We start from the raw sequence: 23,318 nt of genomic DNA, 5'->3' as shown, positions 1-23,318 counted from the left end.
GGGACCGGCGCCGGCGGAGGCGTGTCTCGCCGGCGCCGGCCGTCCTCAGGCGTTCTGCGGGAAGCCGAGGTTGAGGCCGCCGTGGCTGGGGTCCAGCCAGCGGGAGGTGATGACCTTGCCGCGGGTGAAGAAGTGCACGCCCTCGGCGCCGTGGGCGTGGGAGTCGCCGAAGAGGCTGTTCTTCCAGCCGCCGAAGGAGTAGTAGGCCATCGGCACCGGGATGGGCACGTTGATGCCGATCATGCCGACCTCCACCTCGTTCTGGAACCGGCGGGCGGCGCCGCCGTCGTTGGTGAAGATCGCCGTGCCGTTGCCGTACTCGTTGGTGTTGATCAGCTCCAGGGCGTGCTCGTAGGTGTCCACCCGCAGCACCGACAGGACCGGGCCGAAGATCTCGTCGGTGTAGACGCTCATCGACGGCTGGACGTGGTCGATCAGGGTGGGGCCCAGCCAGAAGCCGTCCTCGGCGCCGTCGGGGGTCACCCGGCGGCCGTCGACGACGACCTTGGCGCCCTGCTGCTCCCCGGCCTCGACGTAGGAGGCGACCCGGTCGCGGTGGCGCCGGCTGATCAGCGGGCCCATGTCGGCGCCCTTGCGGCCATCCCCGGTGCGCAGGGTCCTCGTGCGCTCGGCGATGCGGGCGACCAGGTCGTCGCCGACCCCGCCGACGGCCAGCACCGCGCTGATGGCCATGCAGCGCTCGCCGGCCGACCCGAAGCCGGAGTTGACCGCCTGGTCGGCGGCCAGGTCCAGGTCGGCGTCGGGCAGCACGACCATGTGGTTCTTCGCCCCGCCCAGGGCCTGCACGCGCTTGCCGTGGGCGGTGCCGGTCTCATAGACGTAGCGGGCGATGGCGGTGGACCCGACGAAGGACACCGCCTTGACGTCGGGGTGCTCCAGCAGCCGGTCGACGGCGACCTTGTCGCCCTGGGCGACGTTGAACACCCCGTCGGGCAGGCCGGCCTCGGTCCACAGCTCGGCCATCCAGATGGCGGCGGAGGGGTCCTGCTCGCTGGGCTTGAGCACGACGGTGTTGCCGGTGGCGATCGCGATGGGGAAGAACCACATCGGCACCATCGCCGGGAAGTTGAACGGGCTGATCACCGCGACCGGGCCCAGGGGCTGGCGCACCGAGTGGACGTCGACGCCGGTGGAGGCGTTCTCGGTGAACCCGCCGCGGACCAGGGAGGGCACGCCGCAGGCGTACTCGACGACCTCCTGGCCGCGGGAGACCTCGCCCAGGGCGTCGTCGAGGACCTTGCCGTGCTCGGCGGTGATGATCGCGGCCAGCTCGGGCTTGCGGGCGTTGAGCAGCTCGCGGAAGCGGAACAGCACCGCGGTCCGCTTGGCCAGCGAGGTGTCCCGCCAGCCGGGGAACGCGGCGGTGGCCGCGGCGACGGCGGCGTCGACCTCCTCGGTGGAGGCCAGCGCGACCGCGCCGGTGACCTCGCCGGTCGCGGAGTCGGTCACCTCGCCGGTGCGGCCGCTGGTGCCCTCACGCCGGGCGCCGTCGATCCAGTGCGGGATGGAGGTGGGCATGGGTCCCTCTCTCGGGTCAGGGGGTGGTGCCGTCGCGGAGCGGGGTCGTGCGGGTCAGCTTGTCACCGGCGGGCGCGCTGGTCCCGGCGAGACGGCGCCGGAGTTGCCGGCAGGGTGTCACTCCCCGCCTGTCGCGTGCGCCACATCTGCGGTCGGCCCGGCCGATCCGGACGCGGGTGCCCTAGCCTCGGGTGCAGACCGCCGAACGAGCCCCGCCCGGTTGCCGGGGCGCCCGCCGTGGGGGAGAGGTCCCATCACCCGTCGTCATCCTCCCGTCCGCAGGCGCCAGGTGCGCAGCGCGGACGGGACGCTCCTCAGTGCGTGGTCCAACGAGCAGGACGGGGTCCCCGTCCTGCTGTGCAACGGCCTGGGGGCCTCTGCCGCAGCGTGGCCGGGCCTCCTCGCCCGGGGCAGCGGCTTCCGCGTGGTCGGCTGGGACCACCGCGGCCTGGGTGCCTCGCAACGGCCCCGGGACCCGGCGCGGGTGCGGGTGGAGGACCACGTCGCCGACGCCCGGGCGGTCCTCGACGCCTTCGACCTGCCCTCCGCGCTCGTCGTCGGCTGGTCGCTGGGCGTCAACGTCGCCTTCGAGCTGGCCCTGGAGGACCCCCGGCAGGTCAGCGGCGTGCTCGCCGTGGCCGGCGTCCCGGGGGGCAGCTTCTCGTCCCTGTTCGGGTCGCTCGGCCTGCCGCGCCGGCTGCGGGCGTCGGCCGGGCGCCACGGCAGCCGGTTGCTGCCGGTCGTCGGGCCGTTCCTGCCGCTGGTCACCGGCAGCCTGCAGCAGTGGCAGCCCCTGCTGTCCCTGGCCGCTGCCGACCGGAGGGCCGACGCCGCGCGGCTGTCGGGCCTGCTCGCGGTCGCCCACGAGTTCGCCGGCCAGGACTGGACGTGGTTCCGGCACATGGCCGTGGCCTCCGCCGACCACGCTCCGCTCGACCTGTCGCCGCTGACCTGCCCGGTGACCTTCGTGGCCGGCCGGTACGACGTGCTCGTGGACGCCGCCGACGTGCGGGCTGCCGCGCAGGGCGTCCCCGGTGCCCGGTACCGCGAGCTCCCCGCCTCGCACTTCCTGCCCCTCGAGCAGCCCGGCGCGATGGCCGCCGAGGTGCGCCGGCTCGCCGAGGAGAGCGCCGTCCGGGCCTGAGCCGCCGGGTCGGCGTCCCCGGCCTCCGCCCGTCAACCGGGGTTTCGTCCGGCGAGGTGGGGGCACAGCAGGACCGGACCGGCCCCGGCGTGGCCGTCGAACCCCCGCGCCGGGGCCGTGGCGCGTCCAGGGGACGTCGGCTCAGCCCTCGCCGGCCGCGCGGCCGCGGAGGCGAGCGCCGAGCGGATCGTGTCGAGCAGCGGGCCCCGTGGGGAGTCGCTCCACTGCTGCAGGGCCACGCGCAGCGCAGCCAGGGAGGTCGCCGCGAGGACCCGGGACCGCAGGTCGACGTCGGCGCCGGTCAGCCGGCGGGCCACCTCGGCGGACGGCTCGCGCTCGACGGTCGTGCACGCCGCCATCTGGGAGACCACCAGCCCGGGGCCCCGCGCAGCGCCCGTCGCCGCGCCAGCCACGAGGGGGCGCTGCCGTCGACCTCCGCGACGCGGCGCTCGGCCGCGCGGGTGAGCACCGCCCAGGGTCCCTCGCCGACGGGCGAGTCGCGGAACACCTCGAGCATCCGGTGCAGCCGTTCGGCCGGCCGCCGAGGACACCCCCGACCAGCTCTGGCAGCAGTGGCAGGACCAGGTCACGCGGTCGCGGACGGCGATCGAGGAGGCGCTCGCCGACGGGGGCACGGGGCGACCGACCCGGCGCACCTGGCCCGACGGGCGAGCGCCGAGCCTGCGCTGGCTCCTGGTCCACCTGATCGAGGAGTACGCGCGGCACGACGGCCACGCCGACCTCCTGCGCGAGTCGGTGGACGGCCTCACCGGGGAGCAGGACCCGGCGGTGGTCAGCGCGCCGCGTCGGGCAGCAGCCGCCGGACCGGCGGCGAGTCGCGGAGCGGCACCGGCCGCCCGGCCCGCTCGGCGGCGGCGAGGTGGTCGAGCAGCAGCTCGAGCCCGGGGCGGGACAGGGCGGTCACCGAACCGGCGTCGATGCCCGCGACCGGCACCGGCTCGCGGCCGTAGCGCCGCACGAAGGACTCGACGGCGGCCGCGTCGACCGCACCGGCCAGGCAGAGCACCCCGCCGCCGGCGGTGTTGAGCAGACGGACGACGCCCCGCGCTGTGGCCGGGCCGGGTTCGGGCCTCACCGGACCAGTGTGCCGCCGCGTCGGCGGTGCCACCCTGGAGCCGTGGACGTGGTCGACGACTACGACGCCGCCCCGGAGCGCCACCGGCTGGGCACGGCCACCACGCGGGCGTACTCCTCCGCGAGCCTGTACGCCGAGGTCGCCGCCCGGCTGCTCACCCTGGACGCCCGGCGGGTCCTGGACGTCGGCTGTGCCGAGGGGGTCCTGCGGGAGGCGGTACCCCTGGGGCCGCTCGTCGTCGGGCTGGACGCCGCCGCGTCCATGGTGCGCGCGCACCCGGCTCCCGTCGTCCGGGCCGACGCGGTCGCGCTGCCGTTCGTGGACGGCTCGTTCGACGCCGTCACCGCGCTCAACGTGCTGTACCACCTGGCCGACCCGCTCCCGGCCCTCCGTGAGGTCCGCCGGGTCCTGCGGACCGGGGGGACGCTGCTGGCCAGCGCCATCTCCCGGACCGACTCGCCGGAGCTCTCCCCGCTGTGGTCGCGCCCGTCGACCTCCTTCGACGCGGAGGACGCCCCCGCACTGGTCGGTGCGGTCTTCGACCGCGTGGACGTCACCCGCTGGGACGCGCCGCTGGTCACCCTCCCCGACGCGGCCGCCGTCCGCGACCACCTGCTCGGCCGGCAGGTGCCGCGCGACGTCGCGCTCCGGGCGGCGCAGGAGCTGCGGACGCCGCTGCGGGTCACCGAGCGGGGCGCACTCCTGGCCGCTTCCGTCCGCGCTCGGTGACGGCCCCGCGCACCGGGTAAAGGGGGAACCGTGGACTGGGTCTCCGACCCGGGGTACTGGTCGAGCCGGCTGGTGTTCACCCGCGGCCTGGCGCTGGTCTACCTGGTCGCCTTCGTCGCGGCCCTGCGCCAGTTCCGGCCGCTGATCGGCACGTCGGGGATGCTGCCGGTGCCGCGCTTCCTGGCCCGGACGCCGTTCCGCAGGGCGCCGAGCCTGTTCCACCTGCACTGGTCGGACCGGTTCTTCGCCGTCGTGTGCTGGACCGGGATCGTCCTGTCGGCGGCGGCGCTCGCAGGGCTGGCCGACCGGGCGCCGCTGTGGGGCTGGATGGCCGCCTGGGCCCTGATGTGGGTGCTGTACCTGTCGATCGTCAACGTGGGCCAGATCTGGTACGGCTTCGGCTGGGAGTCGCTGCTGCTGGAGGCGGGCTTCCTCGCGGTCTTCCTGGGCCCGGCCGACGTCGCCCCGCCGGTCCTGGTGCTGTGGCTGCTGCGCTGGCTGCTGTTCCGGCTGGAGTTCGGCGCCGGCCTGATCAAGCTGCGCGGCGACCCCTGCTGGCGGGACCTGACCTGCCTGCGCTACCACCACGAGACCCAGCCGATGCCCAACCCGGCGAGCTGGTGGTTCCACCACCTGCCCCCACGGCTGCACACGGTGGAGGCGCTGGCCAACCACGCCACCCAGCTCGTCGTCGTCTGGGGCCTGCTGATGCCGCAGCCGGTGGCCACGGCGGCCGCGCTGGTGGTGATCGTCACCCAGGGGTACCTGGTGCTCAGCGGGAACTTCGCCTGGCTGAACTGGCTCACGCTGGTGCTGGCGACCTCGGTCGTGGACGGCCGGGTGTGGGACGCCGTGCTGCCGCTGGAACCGCCGGCGCAGCTGGTCGCCCCCGCCTGGCACACGGCGCTGGTCGTCGGGGTCACCGCGGGGCTGCTGGTGCTGAGCTGGCGCCCGGCCCGGAACCTGGTGTCGCGGCGGCAGCGGATGAACGCCAGCTTCGACCCGCTGCACCTGGTGAACACCTACGGAGCGTTCGGGTCGGTCACCCGCACCCGTCACGAGGTGGTCGTGGAGGGTACCGCCGACCCCCGCCCCGGCCCGGACGCCGACTGGCAGGAGTACGAGTTCCGCGGCAAGCCCGGCGACGTGCACCGCCGGCCCCCGCAGTACGCGCCCTACCACCTGCGGTTGGACTGGCTGATGTGGTTCGTCGGCATCGACCCCGGCTACGGCAGCCGCTGGCTGCGCCCCTTCCTGCTGCGGCTGCTGGAGGGGGACCGCGCCACGCTGCGGCTGCTGCGCCGCTCGCCCTTCCCGCCGGGGTCGTCCCCGGCGTTCGTCCGCGTGCGGCTGTACCGGTACCGGTTCACCACGCGCGAGGAACGGCGGGAGACCGGCGCCTGGTGGTCGCGCACACCGGCCGGCGTGCTGGTGGACCCGGTGTCGCTGGACCAGCTGAGGTCGGCGGCGCGCTGATCGGGTCGCCGCGGCGGCGCTAGCGTGAGGGCGTGCGGATCGCCTCGCTGCTGCCCGCCGCCACGGAGATGGTGACGGCGCTGGGGCTTGCCGACCGGCTGGTGGCGGTGACCTTCGAGTGCGCCGCCGAGGCCCGGGAGCGCTGCCCCGTCGTCGTGGACACCGTGATCCCGCCGGGCCTGACCCCCGGCGAGATCGACGCGTGGGTGCACGACCGGGCCGCCCGGGGCCTGCCCCTGTACGAGCTGGATCGTGCGGCGCTGGCCGCGGCCGACCCCGACCTCATCCTGACCCAGGACCTCTGCCGCGTCTGCGCGCTCCCGGCGGCGACGGTGGAGGAGGCCTGCCGGGTCATCGGCACCGACGCCGCGGTGCTGTCGATCGACCCGCACGGCCTCGACGACGTCCTGGACGCCGTGGCCGCGGTCGGCCGCGCGGCCGGTGCCGCCGGGACGGCGGAGGCGCTCGTCGGGGACCTGCGCGCCCGGCTGCGGGCCGTCGAGCGCGCGGTCGCCGGCCGGCCGCGGCCCCGCGTCCTCGTGCTGGAGTGGACCGACCCGCCCTACCTCGCCGGGCACTGGGTCCCCGAACTGGTGCGCCGGGCGGGTGGCGAGCCGGTGGGGGCGGTCGAGGGCGGGCGCAGCGTCGCGATGGGCTGGTCGCAGCTGCCCCCGGCCGACCTCGTCGTGGTGGCGCCCTGCGGTGTGGGCCTGGCGGGGGCCCTCGACCAGTGCGCGTCGGTCGCCGGGCACCTCCCGGGCGTCCCGCTGCTCGCGATCGACTCGGCCGGCTACGTCGTACAGGCCGGCCCCGCCCTGGTCGACGGGGTGGAGGCGCTGGCCTGGGCCCTGCACCCCGACGCCGTCCCGGAGCCCCCGCCCGGCCGGGTGGCGCGCCCGGCGGGCTGACCGCGGGTCAGTCCGGCGTGTCCTCCTCCAGGAGGGAGAGCAGGGCGCGGGCGCTCGGCGCGGAGGGCACGGGGGAGCGGTGCACCTGGCCGATCGGGTGCCGCGCGGCCGGGTCGTCGAGGGCCACGACGACGGCGCCCGCCACTCCCTCCGCGGCGGAGGCGGGCACGAGGGCGGCGCCGAACCCGAGGCCGACGAAGCGCACGACGGCGTCGGAGGTGCCGAGCTGGAAGGCCACCGAGCGCTGGACCCCGGCCCGGTCGAAGGCCGCGTCGACCCGCAGCCGCAGCCCGGTCCCGTCGCGCATGTCGACGAACGGCCCCGCCGCGGCGAGGTCCGCGACGGAGACCACCGGTCGCCCGGCGAGGGGGTGCGCGGCGGGGACGACGGCGACCAGCGGCGCGTCGGCGAGCAGGCGGTGCACGAGGCCGGGAGGGACCTGCTCGGCGGACAGGCCGACGAAGGCCAGGTCCAGCTCGCCGGTGCGGACCTGCTCGGTCATGTGCCGGCTGCCGGTGTCCTGCACGGCGATCTCCACCGCGGGGTGGCGCTCGCGGAAGCCGAGCAGCGTCCGTTCGAGGGCGGGCACCTCCCGGGTGGCGGCACCGACGATCCCGAGGCGCAGCCGGCCGGTCACCACCCCGGCGAACGCGGCGAGCTCGGCGCGGGCCACCTCGGCGCCGCGGAGCAGCGCTCGGGCGTGGGGGAGCAACAGCTCGCCGGCGGGCGCCACGGAGACCGAGCGGCTGGTGCGGTGGAACAGCGTCACGCCCAGCTCCCGCTCCAGCCGCGCGACCTGGGCACTGAGCGCGGACTGGACGACGTGGCAGCGGGCCGCGGCGCGGGTGAAGCTGCGCTCATCGGCCACGGCGACCACGTACTCCAGCTGCCGCAGGTCCATCGCGGTCTCCGATCGGGACGGGTGCTCCGGGTGGTGGACGGTGTGCGGCGGCGCTCTCCCGGCCGGCCCGCCATCCGTGACGACAGGATTGTTGACAATCCTGTCGTCAAGTTTAGGCTGGTGAGGAGAGGTCACGGGAGGTCGCCATGGAGGATGGTCCGCACGGCCGTGCCACGGCCGACAGCCGGCTGCGGGAGGCGATCACCCGCGGCGACATGCCGCCCGGCCACCGGCTGGTCGAGGCCGACCTCGCCGAGGCGTTCGGGGTGAGCCGGAGCGCCGTCCGGCTGGCCATCGACGCGCTCATCGCGGAGGGGCTGGTCGAGCGGATCCCGAACCGGGGCGCCCGGGTGCGGACCGTCTCCGTCGCGGAGGCCATCGAGATCACCGAGTGCCGCATGGTGCTCGAGGGGCTGCTCGCCGCCAAGGCCGCGGAGCGGGTCACCGAGGCCGAGGTCGACCGGCTGCGTGCGCAGTGCGACCGCATGCAGCAGGCCCTGGCCGACGGCGACCTGCTGGGGTACTCCGCACTGGTCGCCCAGCTGCACTCCCTGATCCGCGACGCCGCGGAGCAGCCCACGGCCGCGCGGCTGATCGAGCGGCTGCAGGCGCAGATCGTCCGCCACCAGTTCCAGTTGTCCCTGCGGCCCGGCCGCGCGCGGCAGTCGTCCGCCGAGCTCCACCGGGTCGTCGAGGCCATCGTGGACCGGGACCCGCACGCGGCCGAGGCGGCGGCGCGCAGCCACTTCGAGAGCGTCGTCGCCGCCCTCGCGCAACCCGCGATCGACTGACCCACCACCCCGAGGAGATGCCCGTGTCCCACTCCCACCCCGCAGACCGCGTCGGGACCCCGGAGGTGTCGGCATGAGGACCGTCGTCGTGACCGACCCGCCCCGGGCGGACGTCGGCGAGGCCGAGACGCTGGGCACCTACGGCGTCGCCACCGTGCACGAGGCGCTCGGCCGGGTCGGCTACCTCGGCCCGGAGTTCCGGCCCGCGTGGCCGGGAGCGCGGATCGGCGGCACGGCCGTCACGGTCGTGTGCTGGCCCGGGGACAACCTGATGATCCACGTCGCGGTCGAGCAGTGCCGGCCGGGCGACGTCCTGGTCGTGGCGACGAACTCGCCGTCCACCGACGGACTGTTCGGCGAGCTGTTCGCCACCGCGCTGGCCCACCGCGGGGTGCGCGGCGTGGTCCTGGCCAGTGGCGTGCGCGACGTCGCGGAGCTGCGCGAGATGGGTTTCCCGGCCTGGTCCCGCGCGGTGAGCGCGCAGGGCTCGGTCAAGGCGACCGCGGGCGCGGTCAACGTGCCCGTCGTCCTCGGCGGTCAGACCGTGCACCCGGGCGACGTCGTCCTCGCCGACGACGACGGGGTGATGGTCGTGCCGCGCGCCGACGTCGGCCGGGCGCTGACCGCCTCGCGGGCCCGGATCGACAAGGAGGCCGCCGCCCGCGCCGCCTTCGAGCAGGGCGAGCTGGGCCTGGACCGCTACGGCCTGCGCGAGCGGCTGCCGGAGTTCGGCATCGAGTACCTGACCTACGAGGAGTACCGGGAGGAGGCCGGCGGTGAGTGACGCCACCGCGTACGACGCCACCGGGGTGCGCTGCACGATGCTGCGCGGCGGCACGTCCCGGGGCCTGTTCTTCGAGCCGGGCGACCTCCCGGCCGACCCCGCGGCCCGCGACGACCTGCTGCTGCGGCTCATGGGCACCCCGGACCCGCGGCAGATCGACGGCCTGGGCGGCAGCACCTCGCTGACCAGCAAGGTCGCCCTCGTCGGCCCGTCGGAGCACCCCGGGGCCGACGTCGACTACCTGTTCCTGCAGCTGGGGGTGGACGAGGCCACCGTCAGCACGCAGCAGAACTGCGGCAACATCCTGGCCGGCGTCGGGCCCTTCGCCGTCGAGCGCGGCCTGGTGCCCGCCGGCACGGAGGAGACCACCGTGCGGATCCGGATGGTCAACTCCGACAGCATCGCCGTCGCCACGTTCCCCACCCCGGGCGGCCGGGTCGAGTACCGCGGCGACGTGACGATCGCCGGCGTGCCGGGGACGGCCGCCCCCGTGGTGCTCGCCTTCACCGACACCGAGGGGTCGGCGACCGGCAGCCTGCTGCCCACCGGCCACCTCCGCGACACCGTCGACGGGGTCGAGGTCACCTGCGTGGACAACGGCATGCCGGTGGTCGTCGCGACGGCGGAGTCCCTCGGCCTGACCGGCTACGAGTCGCACGAGGAGCTGGCCGCCGACGCGGCACTGCTCGAGCGGGTCGACGCCCTGCGCACCAAGGCCGGGCAGCTCATGGGCCTCGGGGACGTGCGCCGGTCCTCGGTGCCCAAGACCGTGCTGGTCGCCCCCGCCCGGGACGGCGGCCAGGTGTGCACCCGGTCGTTCATCCCGGTGCAGCCGCACACCTCGATCGGCGTCCTGGCCGCGGTGAGCGTCGCGACGGGGATGCTGCTGCCCGGCGCGGTCGGGCACGACCTGACCGCCGACTGGCCCGCCGACCGCTCACAGGTCGACGTCGAGCACCCCACCGGCCACCTGCTGGTCGACGTCGTCGTCGACACCGCGGCCACCCCGCCCCGGGTGGAGCGGTCGGGGGTCGTGCGGACGGCGCGCAAGCTCTTCGACGGGACGGCGTTCCCGCGTGCCGAGGAGGGTGTGCGGTGAGCGCCCGCGTCGCCGTCCTCGGCCTGGGGGAGGCCGGGTCGGAGATCGCCCGCGACCTGGTCGCGGCCGGCGCCGACGTCCGCGGCTACGACCCGAAGGGGATCGTCGTCGAGGGGGTGCAGGCCCGCGGCAGCGAGGCCGAGGCGGTCGCCGACGCCGACCTGGTGCTCAGCGCGAACAGCTCGCACGACGCCGTTCCCGCGCTGGTCAACGCCCTACCGGCGCTGCGCCCGGGCACCGTGTGGGCCGACCTGAACACCGCCTCGCCCGGGGTCAAGGTGGCGCTGGTGGAGCAGCTGGCCGGCCGGGACGTCGCGGTCGTGGACGTGGCGCTCATGTCGCCGGTGCCCGGCAAGGGGCTGCGCACCCCGATGCTGGTCTCCGGCGAGGGCGCCGCCCGCTACGCCGAGGTCCTGGCCGGGTTCGGTGTGCAGGTCACGATCCAGCCGGGCCCCGCCGGGGAGGCCATCTCCCGCAAGCTGCTGCGCAGCGTCTTCTACAAGGGCCTGGCCGCCGCGGTGGTCGAGGCGCTCGCCGCGGCCGACGCGGCCGGCTGTGCCGACTGGCTGCGGGGCAACATCAGCGCCGAGCTGGCCGGCTTCGACGAGCGGACCATCGACCGCCTGGTCGACGGCACCCACCGGCACGCCCGGCGCCGCGCCGACGAGATGACCGCCGCCACCGACCAGCTCACCGAGCTCGGCGTGCCGCCGCGGGTCTCCGCCGCTGCCCGCGACTGGCTCACCGAGCTGCGCGACCGCCAGGACGGCTGACCGGCGCCGCCGGACGCCGCGCCGCCACCACGGACCACCACGCGAGGAGACGCCGCATGATCATCGACTGCCACGGCCACTACACCACCGCGCCGGCCGCGCACACCGCCTGGCGGGAGGCGCAGCGGGCCGCGTTCGGTGCCGGCGAGCAGCCACCGGCCTACCCGGAGATCTCAGACGACGAGATCCGCGAGTCGATCGAGGGCAGCCAGCTGCGGCTGATGGCCGAGCGGGGGATCGACCTGACCGTCTTCTCGCCGCGCGCCTCGGCGATGGGCCACCACGTCGGCGACGAGGCGGTGAGCACCCGCTGGGCGCAGGTCAACAACGACCTGATCGCCCGGGTGGTGCAGCTGTACCCGGACTCCTTCATCGGGGTCTGCCAGCTCCCGCAGTCGCCCGGCGTGCCCATCGCCTCCTCGGTGGCCGAGCTGCGCCGGTGCGTCGAGGAGCTCGGCTTCGTGGGGTGCAACCTCAACCCCGACCCCAGCGGCGGCCACTGGACGTCGGCGCCGCTGACCGACCGCAGCTGGTACCCGTTCTACGAGGCGATGGTCGAGCTCGACGTGCCGGCGATGGTCCACGTGTCCGCGGTGACCAACGCCAACTTCCACGCCACCGGGTCGCACTACCTCAACGCCGACACCACGGCCTTCATGCAGTTCGTCCAGGCCGACCTGTTCCGGGACTTCCCGGGGCTGCGGTTCGTCATCCCGCACGGTGGCGGGGCCGTGCCGTACCACTGGGGCCGGTTCCGGGGCCTGGCCGACATGCTGGGCCGGCCTCCGGTCGAGGAGTCGGTGATGGGCAACGTCTTCTTCGACACCTGCGTGTACCACCAGTCGGGCATCGACCTGCTCTTCGACGTGATCGACGTCGACAACATCCTGTTCGGCTCGGAGATGGTCGGTGCCGTCCGGGGGATCGACCCGCGGACCGGCCACCACTTCGACGACACCCGCCGCTACGTCGAGGCGCTGGACCTGACGCCGGAGGCCCGCGAGAAGGTGTTCGAGGGCAACGCCCGCCGCGTGTACCCGCGGTTGGACGCCGCCCTGCAGGCCCGCGGCCGCTGAGGTCCATCGCCGTCCGCGATCGCTGAGGCCGCACCGTGGTGTTGGACTGGTCGCTGCGCCTCTCCGAGACTCGTCGTGTGGTGGGAGACCCGACGCCTGTCCCGGCCGGCTCCCCGTCGCACCCCTGATCGATGACTGGAGACGTCATGCCCCCGCTGCACGAGATCGCCCACCTGGCCCACGTCGAGCTGCGCACCCCGGTGCTGGATGAGAGCGTCGCGTTCTTCACCGAGTACCTGGGGCTGAGCGTGAACGGCGAGGCCGGGGACTCGGTGTTCCTGCGGGCCTGGGACGACTACGAGCAGGCCACCATCAAGCTGACCGGCCACGCCACCTCCGGGGTGGGCCGGACCAACCTGCGGGCGGCCGGCCCCGAGGCGCTGCAGCGGCGGGTCGCCGAGATCGAGGCGACCGGGCGCGGGATCGGCTGGCAGGACGGCGACCCGGGCTACGGGCCGACCTACGTGTTCACCGACCCCGACGGCCACGAGTTCGGCCTGTACTACGAGTCGCAGTGGTACACCCCGCCGGCCGAGCTGGCGCCGGCGCTGAAGAACCAGGCGCAGGCCTACCCCTCGCACGGGGTGGCCGTGCGCCGGCTGGACCACATCAACTACCTCGGGGTCGAGCCGGTGGTGAACCGGGACTTCCTGCGCGACACCCTCGGCGCCCTGGTCACCGAGCAGATCGTCATGGACGACGGCACCGTCGCCGGCAGCTGGACGACGTTCACCAACAAGACCTACGACGCGGTCTACACCCGCGACTGGACGCAGACCCCTGGCCGGCTGCACCACATCGCCTTCGCCGTCGACACCCGCGACGGGATCCTGCGGGCCGCCGACATCGCCCTGGAGCAGGGCGTGCACATCGAGACCGGGCCGCACAAGCACGCCATCCAGCAGACCTTCTTCCTCTACGTCTGGGAGCCCGGTGGCAACCGGATCGAGCTGTGCAACGCCGGCGCGCGGGTGATGCTGGCCCCCGACTGGCAGCCGGTGGACTGGACCGAGGCCGAGCGGGCCAAGGGCCAGGCGTGGGGGCTCAAGACCATCGAGACCTTCCACACCCACGGCACCCCGCCGGTCGACGCGGCCGGCCACTGACCCGGTCGCAGGTCCGGCACCGGCGCCCCGTCAACCCTGCCGGCGGGGCGCCGGTGGGTCGGCCCACCGGCGGTGGGCCGATCAGGCACCGGGTGCCTCCGGGCCCTCGGCGAGCAGCAGGTAGATCGTCCGGCGGGTGTCGGCCAGCACCTTGGCCGCCGCGGCCCGCTGGGCGTCGGTCCCGGTGCGGGCGACCTCGCGGACGGCGCCGTGCAGCTGGTGCAGCAGGTCGGGCAGGTCGTCCCCCGGTCCGGGCTCCGCGCGGCCGGCGAACGGGTCGGCCCACGTCGGCTGCCGGGACGCGACGTGCTCGTGTCCGGCGTCGGTCAGGGTGACCAGCTTGCGCCCGGCGTCGGCGGTGACCGTCACCAGGCCCTCGTCCTCGAGCTGGCTGATCGTCGGGTAGATGGCGCCCGGGCTCGGGCTCCAGCGGCCGCCGCTGCGCTCGGCGATGGCCTGCATGAGCTGGTAGCCGTGCATCGGCTCCTCGGCGAGGAGCAGCAGCACGGCGGTGCGGACGTCGCCGCGGGGTGCGCGTCCGCGGCCGCCCCGGCGGTGGGGCCGCGGCGGTCCGTCGGCCGGACCGGAGGGACCGCGGCGGGGGTGGTGGTGGCGCAGGCCGGGGTGCCGGCCGTCGCGCTCGTGGACGGGTCTCATGGTGAGCCTCCTGTTGTATCGGATGACAGTAACGATACATCGTTACTGTCATCGGTCAAGGTCGACGTCGGAGGGGGGCCGGCGCCCGGGGAACCTGCGGGTCCGCGCCCGCGTGTTCACAGCGTCCGTCCAGCCGGAGGACGGGTTGCGTCGAGGACCGGCGCGCACCGTCGTCCTCGACCGAGGAGGTGCCCGTGCCCACCGCTGCCGTCCTGACCGCGCCCCGCCGGCCGTCCGGCCCTCCGTCCGGCGCCGACCCCGTCCTGGTCGTCATCGCCGGGCTGCCCGGGAGCGGGAAGACCACCCTGCTCCGGCGGTTGCTCGGGCCCGGCCTGCCCGGGGTGGCGGCCTTCGACTCCGAGCAGGTGGCCGCCCGGCTGCGTGCCGCGGGCGTGCTCGTGCCCTACCGCCTCCTGCGGCCCTGGGTCCACCTCCGGCACCGGTGGCGGGTGCTGCGGGGCATCCGCGGCCGGGTGCCGGTCGTCGTCCTCACCGACCCGTGGACCAGCCCGAGCTGGCGCGCGGCCGTGCTCTGGACCGCCGGGCGGGCCGGCCGGTCGGTGCGCCTGGTGCTGCTCGACGTGCCCCGTGACCTGGCCGAGCGCGGTCAGGCCGAACGCGGGCGCCGTATCCCGGCCCGCCGGATGCGCCGGCACGCCGACCGGTGGCGCCGGCTCCTGCACGACGCCGGTCCGCACGAGGCCTGCGTCGTCGACCGGCGGCGGGCCGGCCGGCTGACCCTCGCCGAGGTCCTCGGCCGGGACCCGGCCGGTGCGGCACAGGCCCCGTAACAGCGGCTCAACCGCGGCGACACGTCGCGCGGGCACCGTGGGGACGTGCACAGCGACCAGCAGCGACGTGCGGGGACGACGGCGTGACGGGGGGCTACCTGCCCATCGAGGAGCACGCCGTCATCGGTGACCTGCGCACCACCGCGCTGGTCGGCACCGACGGCACCATCGACTGGTACTGCCCGGGCCGCTTCGACGCCCCGTCGTTGTTCGCCGCGCTCCTGGACGCCCGGCGCGGCGGGTCCTTCTCGCTGTCCTGCCGGACGGCGGCGCGGCCCAAGCAGCTGTACCTGCCCGACACCAACATCCTCATGACCCGGTTCCTGGCCGCCGACGCGGTGGGCGAGGTCGTCGACTTCATGGTGCCCGAGACCAGCAGCAGCGCGGCGCCGCGCGACCTGCTGGTGCGGCAGGCGCGCGCCGTCCGCGGCCGGGCCACCTTCGAGCTCTCCTGCACCCCCGCCTTCGACTACGGCCGCGCGACGCACACGGTCGACGTGGTCGAGGGGGTCGGAGCGGTCTTCCGGTCGGCCGCGGGCACCTGCGTGCTCCGCACGCCGGTGCCGCTCAAGGTCGAGGACGGCGGGGGAGTGGGTGCGACGTTCACCCTGGACGAAGGCGAGACCGTCGACCTCGAGCTCGAGTGGCGGGGCGAGGTGCGGCCGCTCCAGCCCGGGGAGACCGACCGGCACTTCGAGGAGACCTCGCAGTTCTGGCAGCGCTGGCTGGCGCAGTCGCGCTACCGCGGCCGCTGGCGGGAGATGGTCCAGCGGTCCGCGCTGACCCTGAAGCTGCTCGTCTACCACCCCACCGGCGCCCTCGTCGCCGCGCCGACGACCTCCCTCCCCGAGGAGCTCGGGGGCGGTCGCAACTGGGACTACCGCTATGCGTGGCTGCGCGACGCCGCCTTCACCACGTACGCGCTCATGACGCTGGGCTTCCTGGAGGAGGCCGCGGCGTTCATGGAGTGGATCCAGCAGCGCTGCGAGGCCGCGACGCCCGAACGCGACGTCATGATCATGTACGCGGTCGACGGCAGCGAGCAGCTGCCCGAGACGGTGCTCGACCACCTCGAGGGCTACCGCGGATCGGCGCCGGTGCGGATCGGCAACAACGCCGTCGGCCAGCGGCAGATCGACGTCTACGGCGAGCTGATGGACTCTGTCTGGCTCTACAACCGCGAGGTCCCGATCTCCTACGACCTCTGGACCGGGCTGTCCCAGCGCCTCGACTGGCTTGCCGACCACTGGCAGGAGCCGGACGAGGGGGTGTGGGAGGTCCGGGGTCCGCGGCAGCGGTTCACCTACTCGGCGCTGATGACCTGGGTCGCCTTCGAGCGGGCCGGCCGGCTGGCCCGTGACCGCGGCCTGCCGGCGCCGGTGTCGAGGTGGCGCAAGCTGGCCGGTGCCGCCTACCGCTTCGTGCAGGACGAGTGCTGGGACCCCCGGATCGGTGCCTACGTCATGCACCCGGGCAGCACGGCCTTGGACGCGTCGCTGCTCTGCATGCCGCTGGTGAAGTTCTCCGGGCCCACCGACCCGCGGTTCCTCTCCACCCTCGACCGGATCGGCGAGCAGCTCGTCTCCGACAGCCTGGTGCACCGGTACGCCATGACCGGCCACGACGGGCTCACCGGCAGCGAGGGCACCTTCAACCTCTGCTCGTTCTGGTACGTGGAGGCACTGACCCGGGCCGGCCGGGTCAAGGAGGCCCGCATGGTCTTCGAGAAGATGCTGACCTACGCCAACCACGTCGGTCTCTACGCCGAGGAGATCGGCCCCTCGGGGGAGGCGCTGGGCAACTTCCCGCAGGCGTTCACCCACCTCGCGCTGATCAGCGCCGCGGTGAACCTCGACCGCGCGCTCGGCGGCTCCTGAGTCAGCGGCCGCCGGACACGTCGACGACCGTCCCCGTCACGTAGGAGGACTCCGGGGACAGCAGCCAGGCCACGACGGCGGCCACCTCCTCGGGGTCCCCACCCCGGCGCATCGGCACCGTCGGCGCCAGCCGGTCCACCCGGCCGGGCTCCCCGCCCGATGCGTGGATGTCGGTGCGGATCAGTCCCGGGCGCACCGAGTTCACGCGGATCCCCTCCGCGGCGACCTCCTTGGCCAGCCCGACGGTGAGCGCGTCGACCGCGGCCTTGGCGGCGGCGTAGTCCACGTACTCCTCCGCGCCGCCGAGGACGGCGGCCCGCGAGGAGAGGTTGACGATGGCGCCGCCGTCCCCGCCGCGGCGGGTGGACATCGCGCGGACCGCCTCGCGGGCGCAGAGGAACGCCCCGAGGGTGTTGACCGCCAGCGTCCGCTCGATGCGGGCCGTCTCGAGGTCCTCGACCCGGGACTGGATGCCCAGTGCCCCCGCGTTGTTCACCAGTCCCCGCACCGGCCCGAGCGTGGCCGCGGTCGCGAACAGGTCGAGCACGTCGGCCTCCCGGGACACGTCCGCCCGCACGGCGAGGGCGTGCGCGCCGGCCGTCCGGCAGGCCGCGGCCAGCTCCTCGGCGGGCTCCTCGCGGGTGGTCCAGGACAGGCACACGTCCCAGCCGTCGCGGGCCAGCCGCAGGCTCGTCGCCGCCCCGATGCCGCGCCCGCCGCCGGTCACCACGCACACGGCACGGCCCACCGCCGTCACCTCCGGTACCAGTCAGGACCCCGGGAGGCGAGTGTGGCAGGGGGATCGGGTCAGTCGTCGTCCCAGTCGTCGTGGTCGTCGTCCCAGTGCTCGTGCCAGCCACCACCGCCGTCCCCGCCGCCTCCGCCGCGCCCGTCGTCGGACAGCGCCACCCCGGCCAGGGCGCCGATGAAGACGAGGAACAGCGAGGCCGCGAGGAGCACGACCGCGATGCGCGCCGCGCTCAGCCGGCCGGCGGCGGTGGTCAGGGAGGCCCGCGCCTGGTCGACCGCGAGCTGCCCCAGTGACCGCCAGCCCGGCGGGGTGCGCTCCGCCGGGGCCGGCGGGAGGTCCTCGGTCAGCGGGTCGAGGTCGGTGAGGTGGACGGCGGAGAAGGCGTCGGCCATCCGCTCGCTGCCTTCGTCCGGCATGAGCAGGCCGCGGGCCATCGCGTCCTGCAGGCGGGCGACGGTGGCGAGCCGATCGGCGTCCGAGGCGCGCATCCGCGGTCCCGAGCGGGTCGTGCTGTCCAGGTCGATCAGGGGTGGCATGGCTGCTCCTCCCGGTGGTGGACGCGGAGAGGGTCACAGCCTGCACCCGCAACGGGGGGCGCGGGTGGCTTCCGCCGCACGCCGGTCCACGAACGGCACGAGGCCCCTGTTCGGCGGGTGCGCCGGGCAGGGGCCCCGTGACTCGCGGCTGCACTCACGCGCCGACAGGCACCTCGAGCGGCTGGGGGGTGAACATCGGCGGCTCCTGCTCGGGGGTCAGCGCGGTGGGCCCGTAGAGCCAGTCCACGAAGCCGTAGTCGTGGACGTCGCGCCGCCGCAGGACCTCGTTGCGCGCCTCGCGTCCCGCGCCGGTGAGGTGCCAGAGCTCGCCCCAGGCGCGGGCGGTGGTCAGCACCCGCCGGCAGTGCTCGGGCCGGACGGCGTCGTAGGCGGCGAGCGCGGCGTCCCAGTCCAGGCGGCCCTCCGCCAGTTGCGCGCCGACGTGCTCGGACAGGACCCAGGCGTCCTCGATGGCCATGACCGCGCCCTGCGCCAGGTACTGCAGCGGCGGGTGCGCGGCGTCCCCGGTGAGCGCGAGCCGGCCCTGGACCCAGTGCGGGATCGGGTCGCGGTCGTACATGCGCCACCAGCGGTCCCGCCACATCAGCGGCAGGCCGGCCCGCACCGGGTCGCACGTGCCGGCGAAGGCCGCGTCCAGCTCGTCGGGGGTGCCCCAGTCCTCCTCGCCGGCCAGGGCCTTGGGCGACTGGAACACCGCCACCTGGTTGAACATCTCGCCCCGGCGCAGCGGGTACTGCACGAAGTGGCAGTGCGGGCCGACGTAGAGCACGACGTCGCTCATCGAGACGTCCATCTCCGCGACCTGCTCCGCGGGGATCGCGCCGCGGTAGGCGACGTAGGCGGAGCTGACCGGCTCGTCGTCGCTGATCAGCCTGCGGGCGACGGAGTTGAGGCCGTCGGCGGCGAGGACGACCGGCGCGGTCTCCCGGCCACCCTCGGAGACCACCGTCACGCCGCCGTCCACGTGCTCGTAGCCGGTGACCCGCACGTCGTTCACCAGGTCCACGCCGGCGCGGCGGCAGGCCCGCAGCAGCGTGCCGTGCAGGTCGCTGCGGTGGATGACGACGTAGGGGAAGCCGTAGCGCTCCCTCGCGTCGGCGAGGTCGAGGCGGGTGAGCACAGACCCGTCCAGGGCGTCCCTCATGACGAGGTTCTCGGGACGGACCCCGAGGGAGAGGACCTCCTCGAGCAGGCCCCAGGAGTCCAGGATGCGGGTGCAGTTCGGCGCGATCTGCAGGCCGGCCCCCACCTCGCCGAACTCCGAGGCGCGCTCCAGGACCCGCACCCGCAGCCCCGTGCGGGACAGCGCCAGGGCGTTGGCCAGCCCGCCGATGCCGCCGCCGACGACGAGGACGTCGGGGGTGTCGCTCATCAGTTCCCCTCGAGGGCCGCCGGGTCGGCGACGACCGTGTTCTCGCACCGCCCCAGGCCGCTGATCTCGGTGGTCAGGCGCTGGCCGACCTCCAGGTAGCGGGCCGGCGTGCGGGCGTGGCCGACGCCGCCGGGCGTGCCGGTGGCGATGACGTCGCCGGGCCGCAGGGTGACGATCGTGGAGACGTACTCGACCAGGGCCACGGGGTCGAACAGGAGGTCGCCGGTGGTGTCCTCCTGCACCGTCTCGCCGTCGATGCGCGTGCTGATCTCCAGCTTCGGGCGGACGCCGCCGGGCAGCTCGTCGGGGGTGACCAGGTGGGGGCCCAGCGGCGTGGTGGCCTCCCAGTTCTTGCCCTGCAGCCACTCGCGGGTGCGGAACTGCCAGTCGCGGCAGGTCACGTCGTTGAGCACCGAGAAGCCGGCGATGGCCGCCTCGGCCTGCGCGCCGGTGGCCCGGCGGACCGGCGCGCCGATGATGACGGCGAGTTCGCACTCCCAGTCGAACTCGGTGGTCTCCGGCGGCTTGACGATGTCGTCGCCTGAGCCGACCAGGGTGTCGGCGAACTTGGCGAACAGCGTGGGGTACTCGGGCAGGTCCCGGCCCATCTCCAGGATGTGGTTGCGGTAGTTCAGGCCGACGCAGACGACCTTGCCCGGCCGCGGCACGACCGGTGCGTAGGCCGCGCCCCGGGTGTGGGACACCTCCCCGGTCGCGGCGGCGGCCCGCTCCTGCCAGCCCGGGTCGGCGAGGAACGCGCCCAGGTCGGCGGCGCCGAGGTCGACCAGGCGCTCGTCGTCGACCCGCACCGCGCGGGTGGCGCCGTCCAGGGTGCGGATGGTGGCCAGCTTCACCGGTCACCGCCCACGGCGACGCGGTCGAGGTGCAGGGCCTCGAAGATCGGGGTGTCGGAGAACCGGAACAGGTCCAGCGCGCCGGAGTCCGAATCCGAGCGCCCGGCCTCCGAGCGCACCGACAGCGGCTGCCAGGAGGGGACGACGAACAGGTCCCCGCGCTCCACCCGCCAGGAGGCGTCCCCGACGGTGACGGTGCCGGTGCCGTCGAACACCTGGAACACCGAGGACCCGGCCTCGCGCCGGGGCGCGGTCTCGGTGCCCGAGCGGACGCGGTGCACCTCCGCGCGGATGGTCGGCAGCACGTCGCCACCGGTGGTCGGGTTGGTGTACCGGACCGCGGCGTGGCCGGGCTCGACCACCCCGGGGGCGCCCTCGGCCTCCAGCTCCAGCTGGTCGGTCAGCGCGGCGTCGGTGTCGACCCAGCGGTAGTTCAGCAGCGGGGTGCCGGGCGTGGCGCCGGGCGCGGACACCGGGCGCAGGCCGGGGTGACCCCACAGCCGCTGCGACCGGGACCGCTCCGGGGTGGTCCTCTCCTCGTCGCTGATCCGGTCGCGGCCGAACTCGAAGAACTGCGACTCGGAGGTGTACTGGAACGGGATGTCCAGCCCGTCGATCCAGGCCATCGGCCGGCTGGCGGCGTTGTGGTGGGCGTGCCAGTTCCAGCCGGCCTGCGGCAGGAAGTCCCCGCGGTTCATCGGCACCGGGTCGCGGCCCACCACGGTCCACACGCCCTCGCCCTCGACGACGAAGCGGAAGGCGTGCTGGGTGTGCCGGTGCTCGGGGGCGTCCTCGCCGGGCATCAGGTACTGGATGGCCGCCCACAGCGTCGGGGTGGCGTAGGGCTTGCCGCCCAGCGCCGGGTTGGCCAGCGCGATGGCCCGCCGCTCGCCGCCGCGGCCCACCGGGACCAGGTGCCCGGCCTGGTCGGCCAGCTGCAGCAGGTTCGACCACCGCCACACGTGCGGGACCGCCCGCGACCGGGGGTGCGCCGGCATGAGGTCGCCGATCTCGGTCCACAGCGGGACCAGCAGCTCACGCTCGAACCCCCGGTAGAGCTCCTCCAGCTCCGGCGTCGGGGTGGGCTGGTCGGGGGAGTCGACGGCGCTCAGCGAGACCGGCGAGGCCAGGTGCTGCGTCATGACAGGGGTACCTCCCGTGGCGGCGGTGGTCAGGGGGAAGGACGTCGGCCTTCTCGGTGGTCCGCGCCGTCCAGGGTCCGCTCCTTCCGCAGGAGGGGATACCGTTTTCTGTTGTGAAGAACCGCCCCGCGTATGCGATCGCATCCGTCGACTCCGCGCTGCTGCTGGCGACCCTGCTGCAGCAGGAGGGGGCGATGCGGGTGACCGATGCCGCCGAGCGCCTGGGGGTGTCGGTGTCCACGGCCCACCGGCTGCTGGGGATGCTCGTCTACCGCGACTTCGCCGAGCAGCTGCCCGACCGCCGGTACGGGGCCGGGCCCGTGCTGCGCAGCGGTCCCGTGCCGCAGGAGCCGGCCGCCCGGCTGCGCGAGGTGGCGGTGCCGCACCTGCGCCGGCTGGTCGACGCGCTGGGGGAGACGGCCAACGTGATGGTCCTGGCCGGCGCGGAGGTGCGCTTCGTCGCGACGGTGGAGTGCGACCAGGTCCTGCGGGTGGGGGACCGGACCGGCCGGACGCTGCCGGTGCACCTGAGCTCGGGCGGCAAGGCGGCGCTGGCCACGCTCGGCCGCGAGCAGCTCGCCACCACCCTCGGCGAGCTCGACGACCGGGACGCGGCGCGGCTGGAGCGGGAGCTGCGCACCATCCGGCGCCGGGGCTTCGCGGTGAACGACCAGGAGACCGAGACCGGGCTGACGGCGATCGGCGTCGCGGTGCCCGACCCGGCCGGCGCCGCCCGGGCCGCACTGTCGCTGGCCGTGCCCACGGCGCGGTACTCCCGCGACCAGCTGCCGGCGTGGAGCTCCGCGCTGACGGCGACCGCCGCGGCCGTGGCCCGCGACCTCGCTCTCGTCTGACGGCGTCCGGGGCCCTCGTCCGACGGCACCCCCTCAGTCGTCCGTCGACCCGTGCCCGTGGTCGGCCACCGTGCCGGCGACCCCGCGGCCGATCGCCCGGGCGTCGTCCATCGCGTCGCGGACGTGGGTGCCGAGCCAGATCCGCGTGTCCGTGACGTCCTCCAGCCACCTGCGACTCCGGCGGGAGGGTCGCCAGCGTTCGGCATCGCGGAGCGGCGCGCCGGTCGATTCTGGCCTGCAGAATCCCCGTGGAAACGGTGGTGCGGTGGGTCACGATCCGGACCGCATTCCGACGAACAGGGGAGGACCACGTGCCGGACCAGGGCAGCGAGACGGTCGAGGAGCAGCGGGGGCAACTGGCCGACGCCAACCACATCCTCGTCGACCAGCGCATCCTCGACGCCTTCGGGCACGTCAGCGTCCGGTGCGCCGACGACCCCGGGTCCTTCCTGCTGTCGCGCAACCTCGCGCCGGGCCTGGTCGGTCCCGACGACGTCCAGCGGATCACCCTCGACGGGACGACGGAGGACCCGCGGCCCTCCTACCTCGAGCTGTGGATCCATGCCGAGATCTACCGGGCGCGGCCGGACGTCAACGCCGTCGTGCACAGCCACTCGCCGGCGGTCATCCCGTTCGGGGTGGCGCGGACGCCCCTGCGGCCGATCCTGCACATGGCCGGGTTCCTCGCGCCGGAGGTCCCCGTCTTCGAGGCCCGGGACACCCTGGGCACGGCCTCGGACCTGCTGGTCCGCAACGCGGGCTCCGGCGCGGACCTCGCGGCCTCCCTGGGCCCGGCCTCGGTGGTGCTGATGCGCGGCCACGGTTCCACGGCGGTCGGCGCGTCGCTGCAGGAGGCGGTGTACCGGGGCATCTACACCGAGGTGAACGCCCGCGTCCAGGCCGAGGCCCTGCGCCTGGGGGAGTGCACCTACCTCACCGACGAGGAGGCCGCCGCCACCGTGGCCACCAACACGACCCAGGTCGCCCGCGCGTGGGGGTTCTGGCGCGACCGCGTCCGTCAGCCCTCGTGAGCTCCGCTCC

Annotated in this window: 24 protein-coding genes and 1 pseudogene; 15 read left to right on the top strand and 10 right to left on the bottom strand. The window is 75.0% G+C overall.

Annotation, left to right across the window (positions count from 1 at the left end; all coding sequences use genetic code 11):
* Positions 1-45: 45 nt before the first annotated feature.
* Positions 46-1,539, bottom strand: coding sequence for a CoA-acylating methylmalonate-semialdehyde dehydrogenase (locus ACI79C_RS08280; RefSeq protein ID WP_456945153.1), 1,494 nt, complete (start codon positions 1,537-1,539; stop codon positions 46-48).
* Positions 1,540-1,828: 289 nt separating this feature from the next.
* Between ACI79C_RS08280 and ACI79C_RS08275 the strand changes: the two genes are divergently transcribed.
* Entirely contained in the window at positions 1,829-2,683 is an 855-nt protein-coding gene (locus ACI79C_RS08275) for an alpha/beta fold hydrolase (protein WP_456945152.1), read from the top strand.
* 32 nt (positions 2,684-2,715) lie between these two features.
* Here the strand turns inward: ACI79C_RS08275 and ACI79C_RS08270 are convergent, their stop codons facing one another.
* Entirely contained in the window at positions 2,716-3,042 is a 327-nt protein-coding gene (locus tag ACI79C_RS08270) for an acyl-CoA-like ligand-binding transcription factor (RefSeq protein ID WP_456945151.1), read from the bottom strand.
* 163 nt (positions 3,043-3,205) lie between these two features.
* On the opposite strand from ACI79C_RS08270, the pseudogene ACI79C_RS08265 reads away from it, so the two are divergent.
* A pseudogene (locus ACI79C_RS08265) lies at positions 3,206-3,436 on the top strand (mycothiol transferase); the annotation flags it as partial.
* 40 nt (positions 3,437-3,476) lie between these two features.
* On the opposite strand, the gene ACI79C_RS08260 reads toward ACI79C_RS08265, so the two are convergent.
* The gene (locus tag ACI79C_RS08260) at positions 3,477-3,779 is read right to left on the bottom strand and encodes a hypothetical protein (RefSeq protein WP_456945150.1); all 303 of its coding nucleotides are present in this window, start codon (positions 3,777-3,779) and stop codon (positions 3,477-3,479) included.
* Between the two features lie 42 nt (positions 3,780-3,821).
* Here ACI79C_RS08260 and ACI79C_RS08255 point away from each other — a divergent pair, with 42 nt between their 5' ends.
* Genes ACI79C_RS08255 through ACI79C_RS08245 form a run of 3 tightly spaced genes read left to right on the top strand, consistent with a single transcriptional unit; the run spans position 3,822 to position 6,892 of the window.
* A complete protein-coding gene (locus ACI79C_RS08255) occupies positions 3,822-4,508 on the top strand; it encodes a class I SAM-dependent methyltransferase (protein ID WP_456945149.1) in 687 nt (228 codons plus the stop codon).
* A 30-nt stretch (positions 4,509-4,538) separates the two neighbouring features.
* Positions 4,539-5,984, top strand: a complete 1,446-nt coding sequence (locus ACI79C_RS08250; protein ID WP_456945148.1) for a lipase maturation factor family protein — start codon at positions 4,539-4,541, stop codon at positions 5,982-5,984.
* Between the two features lie 32 nt (positions 5,985-6,016).
* Positions 6,017-6,892: an ABC transporter substrate-binding protein gene (locus ACI79C_RS08245; RefSeq protein WP_456945147.1), complete on the top strand. Its 876-nt coding sequence runs from the start codon at positions 6,017-6,019 to the stop codon at positions 6,890-6,892.
* Between the two features lie 7 nt (positions 6,893-6,899).
* Here the strand turns inward: ACI79C_RS08245 and ACI79C_RS08240 are convergent, their stop codons facing one another.
* The gene (locus ACI79C_RS08240) at positions 6,900-7,793 is read right to left on the bottom strand and encodes a LysR family transcriptional regulator (RefSeq protein ID WP_456945146.1); all 894 of its coding nucleotides are present in this window, start codon (positions 7,791-7,793) and stop codon (positions 6,900-6,902) included.
* 146 nt (positions 7,794-7,939) lie between these two features.
* Between ACI79C_RS08240 and ACI79C_RS08235 the strand changes: the two genes are divergently transcribed.
* The 6 genes from ACI79C_RS08235 to ACI79C_RS08210 all read left to right on the top strand — a co-directional run bounded on the left by ACI79C_RS08235 (position 7,940) and on the right by ACI79C_RS08210 (position 13,422).
* Entirely contained in the window at positions 7,940-8,584 is a 645-nt protein-coding gene (locus ACI79C_RS08235; protein WP_456945145.1) for a GntR family transcriptional regulator, read from the top strand.
* Positions 8,585-8,657: 73 nt separating this feature from the next.
* Positions 8,658-9,368, top strand: coding sequence for a 4-carboxy-4-hydroxy-2-oxoadipate aldolase/oxaloacetate decarboxylase (locus ACI79C_RS08230; protein ID WP_456945144.1), 711 nt, complete (start codon positions 8,658-8,660; stop codon positions 9,366-9,368).
* Positions 9,361-10,467, top strand: coding sequence for a 4-oxalomesaconate tautomerase (locus tag ACI79C_RS08225; RefSeq protein WP_456945143.1), 1,107 nt, complete (start codon positions 9,361-9,363; stop codon positions 10,465-10,467). Before ACI79C_RS08230 ends, ACI79C_RS08225 begins: the two co-directional genes overlap by 8 nt.
* Positions 10,464-11,240 (top strand): DUF1932 domain-containing protein, encoded by a 777-nt coding sequence (locus ACI79C_RS08220; RefSeq protein ID WP_456945142.1) that lies wholly within the window; start codon positions 10,464-10,466, stop codon positions 11,238-11,240. Before ACI79C_RS08225 ends, ACI79C_RS08220 begins: the two co-directional genes overlap by 4 nt.
* Positions 11,241-11,296: 56 nt before the next feature.
* Complete coding sequence (locus ACI79C_RS08215; RefSeq protein WP_456945141.1) at positions 11,297-12,316, top strand: amidohydrolase family protein; 1,020 nt, start codon at positions 11,297-11,299, stop codon at positions 12,314-12,316.
* A 131-nt stretch (positions 12,317-12,447) separates the two neighbouring features.
* Complete coding sequence (locus tag ACI79C_RS08210; RefSeq protein ID WP_456945140.1) at positions 12,448-13,422, top strand: VOC family protein; 975 nt, start codon at positions 12,448-12,450, stop codon at positions 13,420-13,422.
* Positions 13,423-13,503: 81 nt separating this feature from the next.
* On the opposite strand, the gene ACI79C_RS08205 is transcribed toward ACI79C_RS08210, so the two are convergent.
* Positions 13,504-14,079 (bottom strand): PadR family transcriptional regulator, encoded by a 576-nt coding sequence (locus ACI79C_RS08205; RefSeq protein WP_456945139.1) that lies wholly within the window; start codon positions 14,077-14,079, stop codon positions 13,504-13,506.
* A gap of 194 nt (positions 14,080-14,273) precedes the next feature.
* Here ACI79C_RS08205 and ACI79C_RS08200 point away from each other — a divergent pair, with 194 nt between their 5' ends.
* Positions 14,274-14,870 carry an AAA family ATPase gene (locus ACI79C_RS08200; protein ID WP_456945138.1) on the top strand — a complete coding sequence of 199 codons (597 nt, stop codon included), beginning with the start codon at positions 14,274-14,276 and terminating at the stop codon, positions 14,868-14,870.
* A gap of 83 nt (positions 14,871-14,953) precedes the next feature.
* Positions 14,954-16,747: a glycoside hydrolase family 15 protein gene (locus ACI79C_RS08195; protein ID WP_456945137.1), complete on the top strand. Its 1,794-nt coding sequence runs from the start codon at positions 14,954-14,956 to the stop codon at positions 16,745-16,747.
* Position 16,748: 1 nt separating this feature from the next.
* Here ACI79C_RS08195 and ACI79C_RS08190 read toward each other — a convergent pair whose 3' ends face one another.
* The 5 genes from ACI79C_RS08190 to ACI79C_RS08170 all read right to left on the bottom strand — a co-directional run bounded on the left by ACI79C_RS08190 (position 16,749) and on the right by ACI79C_RS08170 (position 21,423).
* The gene (locus ACI79C_RS08190) at positions 16,749-17,495 is read right to left on the bottom strand and encodes an SDR family oxidoreductase (protein ID WP_456945136.1); all 747 of its coding nucleotides are present in this window, start codon (positions 17,493-17,495) and stop codon (positions 16,749-16,751) included.
* A gap of 59 nt (positions 17,496-17,554) precedes the next feature.
* Entirely contained in the window at positions 17,555-18,034 is a 480-nt protein-coding gene (locus tag ACI79C_RS08185) for a DUF1707 SHOCT-like domain-containing protein (protein ID WP_456945135.1), read from the bottom strand.
* A gap of 154 nt (positions 18,035-18,188) precedes the next feature.
* On the bottom strand, positions 18,189-19,427 hold the full coding sequence (locus ACI79C_RS08180) for an FAD-dependent monooxygenase (RefSeq protein ID WP_456945134.1): 1,239 nt from the start codon (positions 19,425-19,427) through the stop codon (positions 18,189-18,191).
* Positions 19,427-20,281 carry a fumarylacetoacetate hydrolase family protein gene (locus ACI79C_RS08175; RefSeq protein WP_456945133.1) on the bottom strand — a complete coding sequence of 285 codons (855 nt, stop codon included), beginning with the start codon at positions 20,279-20,281 and terminating at the stop codon, positions 19,427-19,429. Before ACI79C_RS08175 ends, ACI79C_RS08180 begins: the two co-directional genes overlap by 1 nt.
* Complete coding sequence (locus ACI79C_RS08170) at positions 20,278-21,423, bottom strand: cupin domain-containing protein (protein WP_456945132.1); 1,146 nt, start codon at positions 21,421-21,423, stop codon at positions 20,278-20,280. The genes ACI79C_RS08175 and ACI79C_RS08170 overlap by 4 nt, the downstream gene beginning before the upstream one ends.
* A gap of 113 nt (positions 21,424-21,536) precedes the next feature.
* Between ACI79C_RS08170 and ACI79C_RS08165 the strand changes: the two genes are divergently transcribed.
* Both ACI79C_RS08165 and ACI79C_RS08160 read left to right on the top strand, forming a co-directional pair.
* Positions 21,537-22,277 carry an IclR family transcriptional regulator gene (locus ACI79C_RS08165; RefSeq protein WP_456945131.1) on the top strand — a complete coding sequence of 247 codons (741 nt, stop codon included), beginning with the start codon at positions 21,537-21,539 and terminating at the stop codon, positions 22,275-22,277.
* Between the two features lie 311 nt (positions 22,278-22,588).
* Positions 22,589-23,308, top strand: a complete 720-nt coding sequence (locus tag ACI79C_RS08160; RefSeq protein ID WP_456945130.1) for a class II aldolase/adducin family protein — start codon at positions 22,589-22,591, stop codon at positions 23,306-23,308.
* Positions 23,309-23,318 lie beyond the last annotated feature (10 nt).

Source organism: Geodermatophilus sp. SYSU D00697, assembly GCF_054050175.1.
This window is presented reverse-complemented; position numbering and strand designations above follow the sequence as displayed.

Coding starts and splice junctions, on each gene's coding strand:
- ACI79C_RS08180 (WP_456945134.1), bottom strand. CDS start 19,427: ATGAGCGACACCCCCGACGTCCTCGTCGTCGGCGGCGGCATCGGCGGG.
- ACI79C_RS08235 (WP_456945145.1), top strand. CDS start 7,940: ATGGAGGATGGTCCGCACGGCCGTGCCACGGCCGACAGCCGGCTGCGG.
- ACI79C_RS08215 (WP_456945141.1), top strand. CDS start 11,297: ATGATCATCGACTGCCACGGCCACTACACCACCGCGCCGGCCGCGCAC.
- ACI79C_RS08205 (WP_456945139.1), bottom strand. CDS start 14,079: ATGAGACCCGTCCACGAGCGCGACGGCCGGCACCCCGGCCTGCGCCAC.
- ACI79C_RS08240 (WP_456945146.1), bottom strand. CDS start 7,793: ATGGACCTGCGGCAGCTGGAGTACGTGGTCGCCGTGGCCGATGAGCGC.
- ACI79C_RS08280 (WP_456945153.1), bottom strand. CDS start 1,539: ATGCCCACCTCCATCCCGCACTGGATCGACGGCGCCCGGCGTGAGGGC.
- ACI79C_RS08230 (WP_456945144.1), top strand. CDS start 8,658: ATGAGGACCGTCGTCGTGACCGACCCGCCCCGGGCGGACGTCGGCGAG.
- ACI79C_RS08185 (WP_456945135.1), bottom strand. CDS start 18,034: ATGCCACCCCTGATCGACCTGGACAGCACGACCCGCTCGGGACCGCGG.
- ACI79C_RS08270 (WP_456945151.1), bottom strand. CDS start 3,042: ATGGCGGCGTGCACGACCGTCGAGCGCGAGCCGTCCGCCGAGGTGGCC.
- ACI79C_RS08170 (WP_456945132.1), bottom strand. CDS start 21,423: ATGACGCAGCACCTGGCCTCGCCGGTCTCGCTGAGCGCCGTCGACTCC.
- ACI79C_RS08210 (WP_456945140.1), top strand. CDS start 12,448: ATGACTGGAGACGTCATGCCCCCGCTGCACGAGATCGCCCACCTGGCC.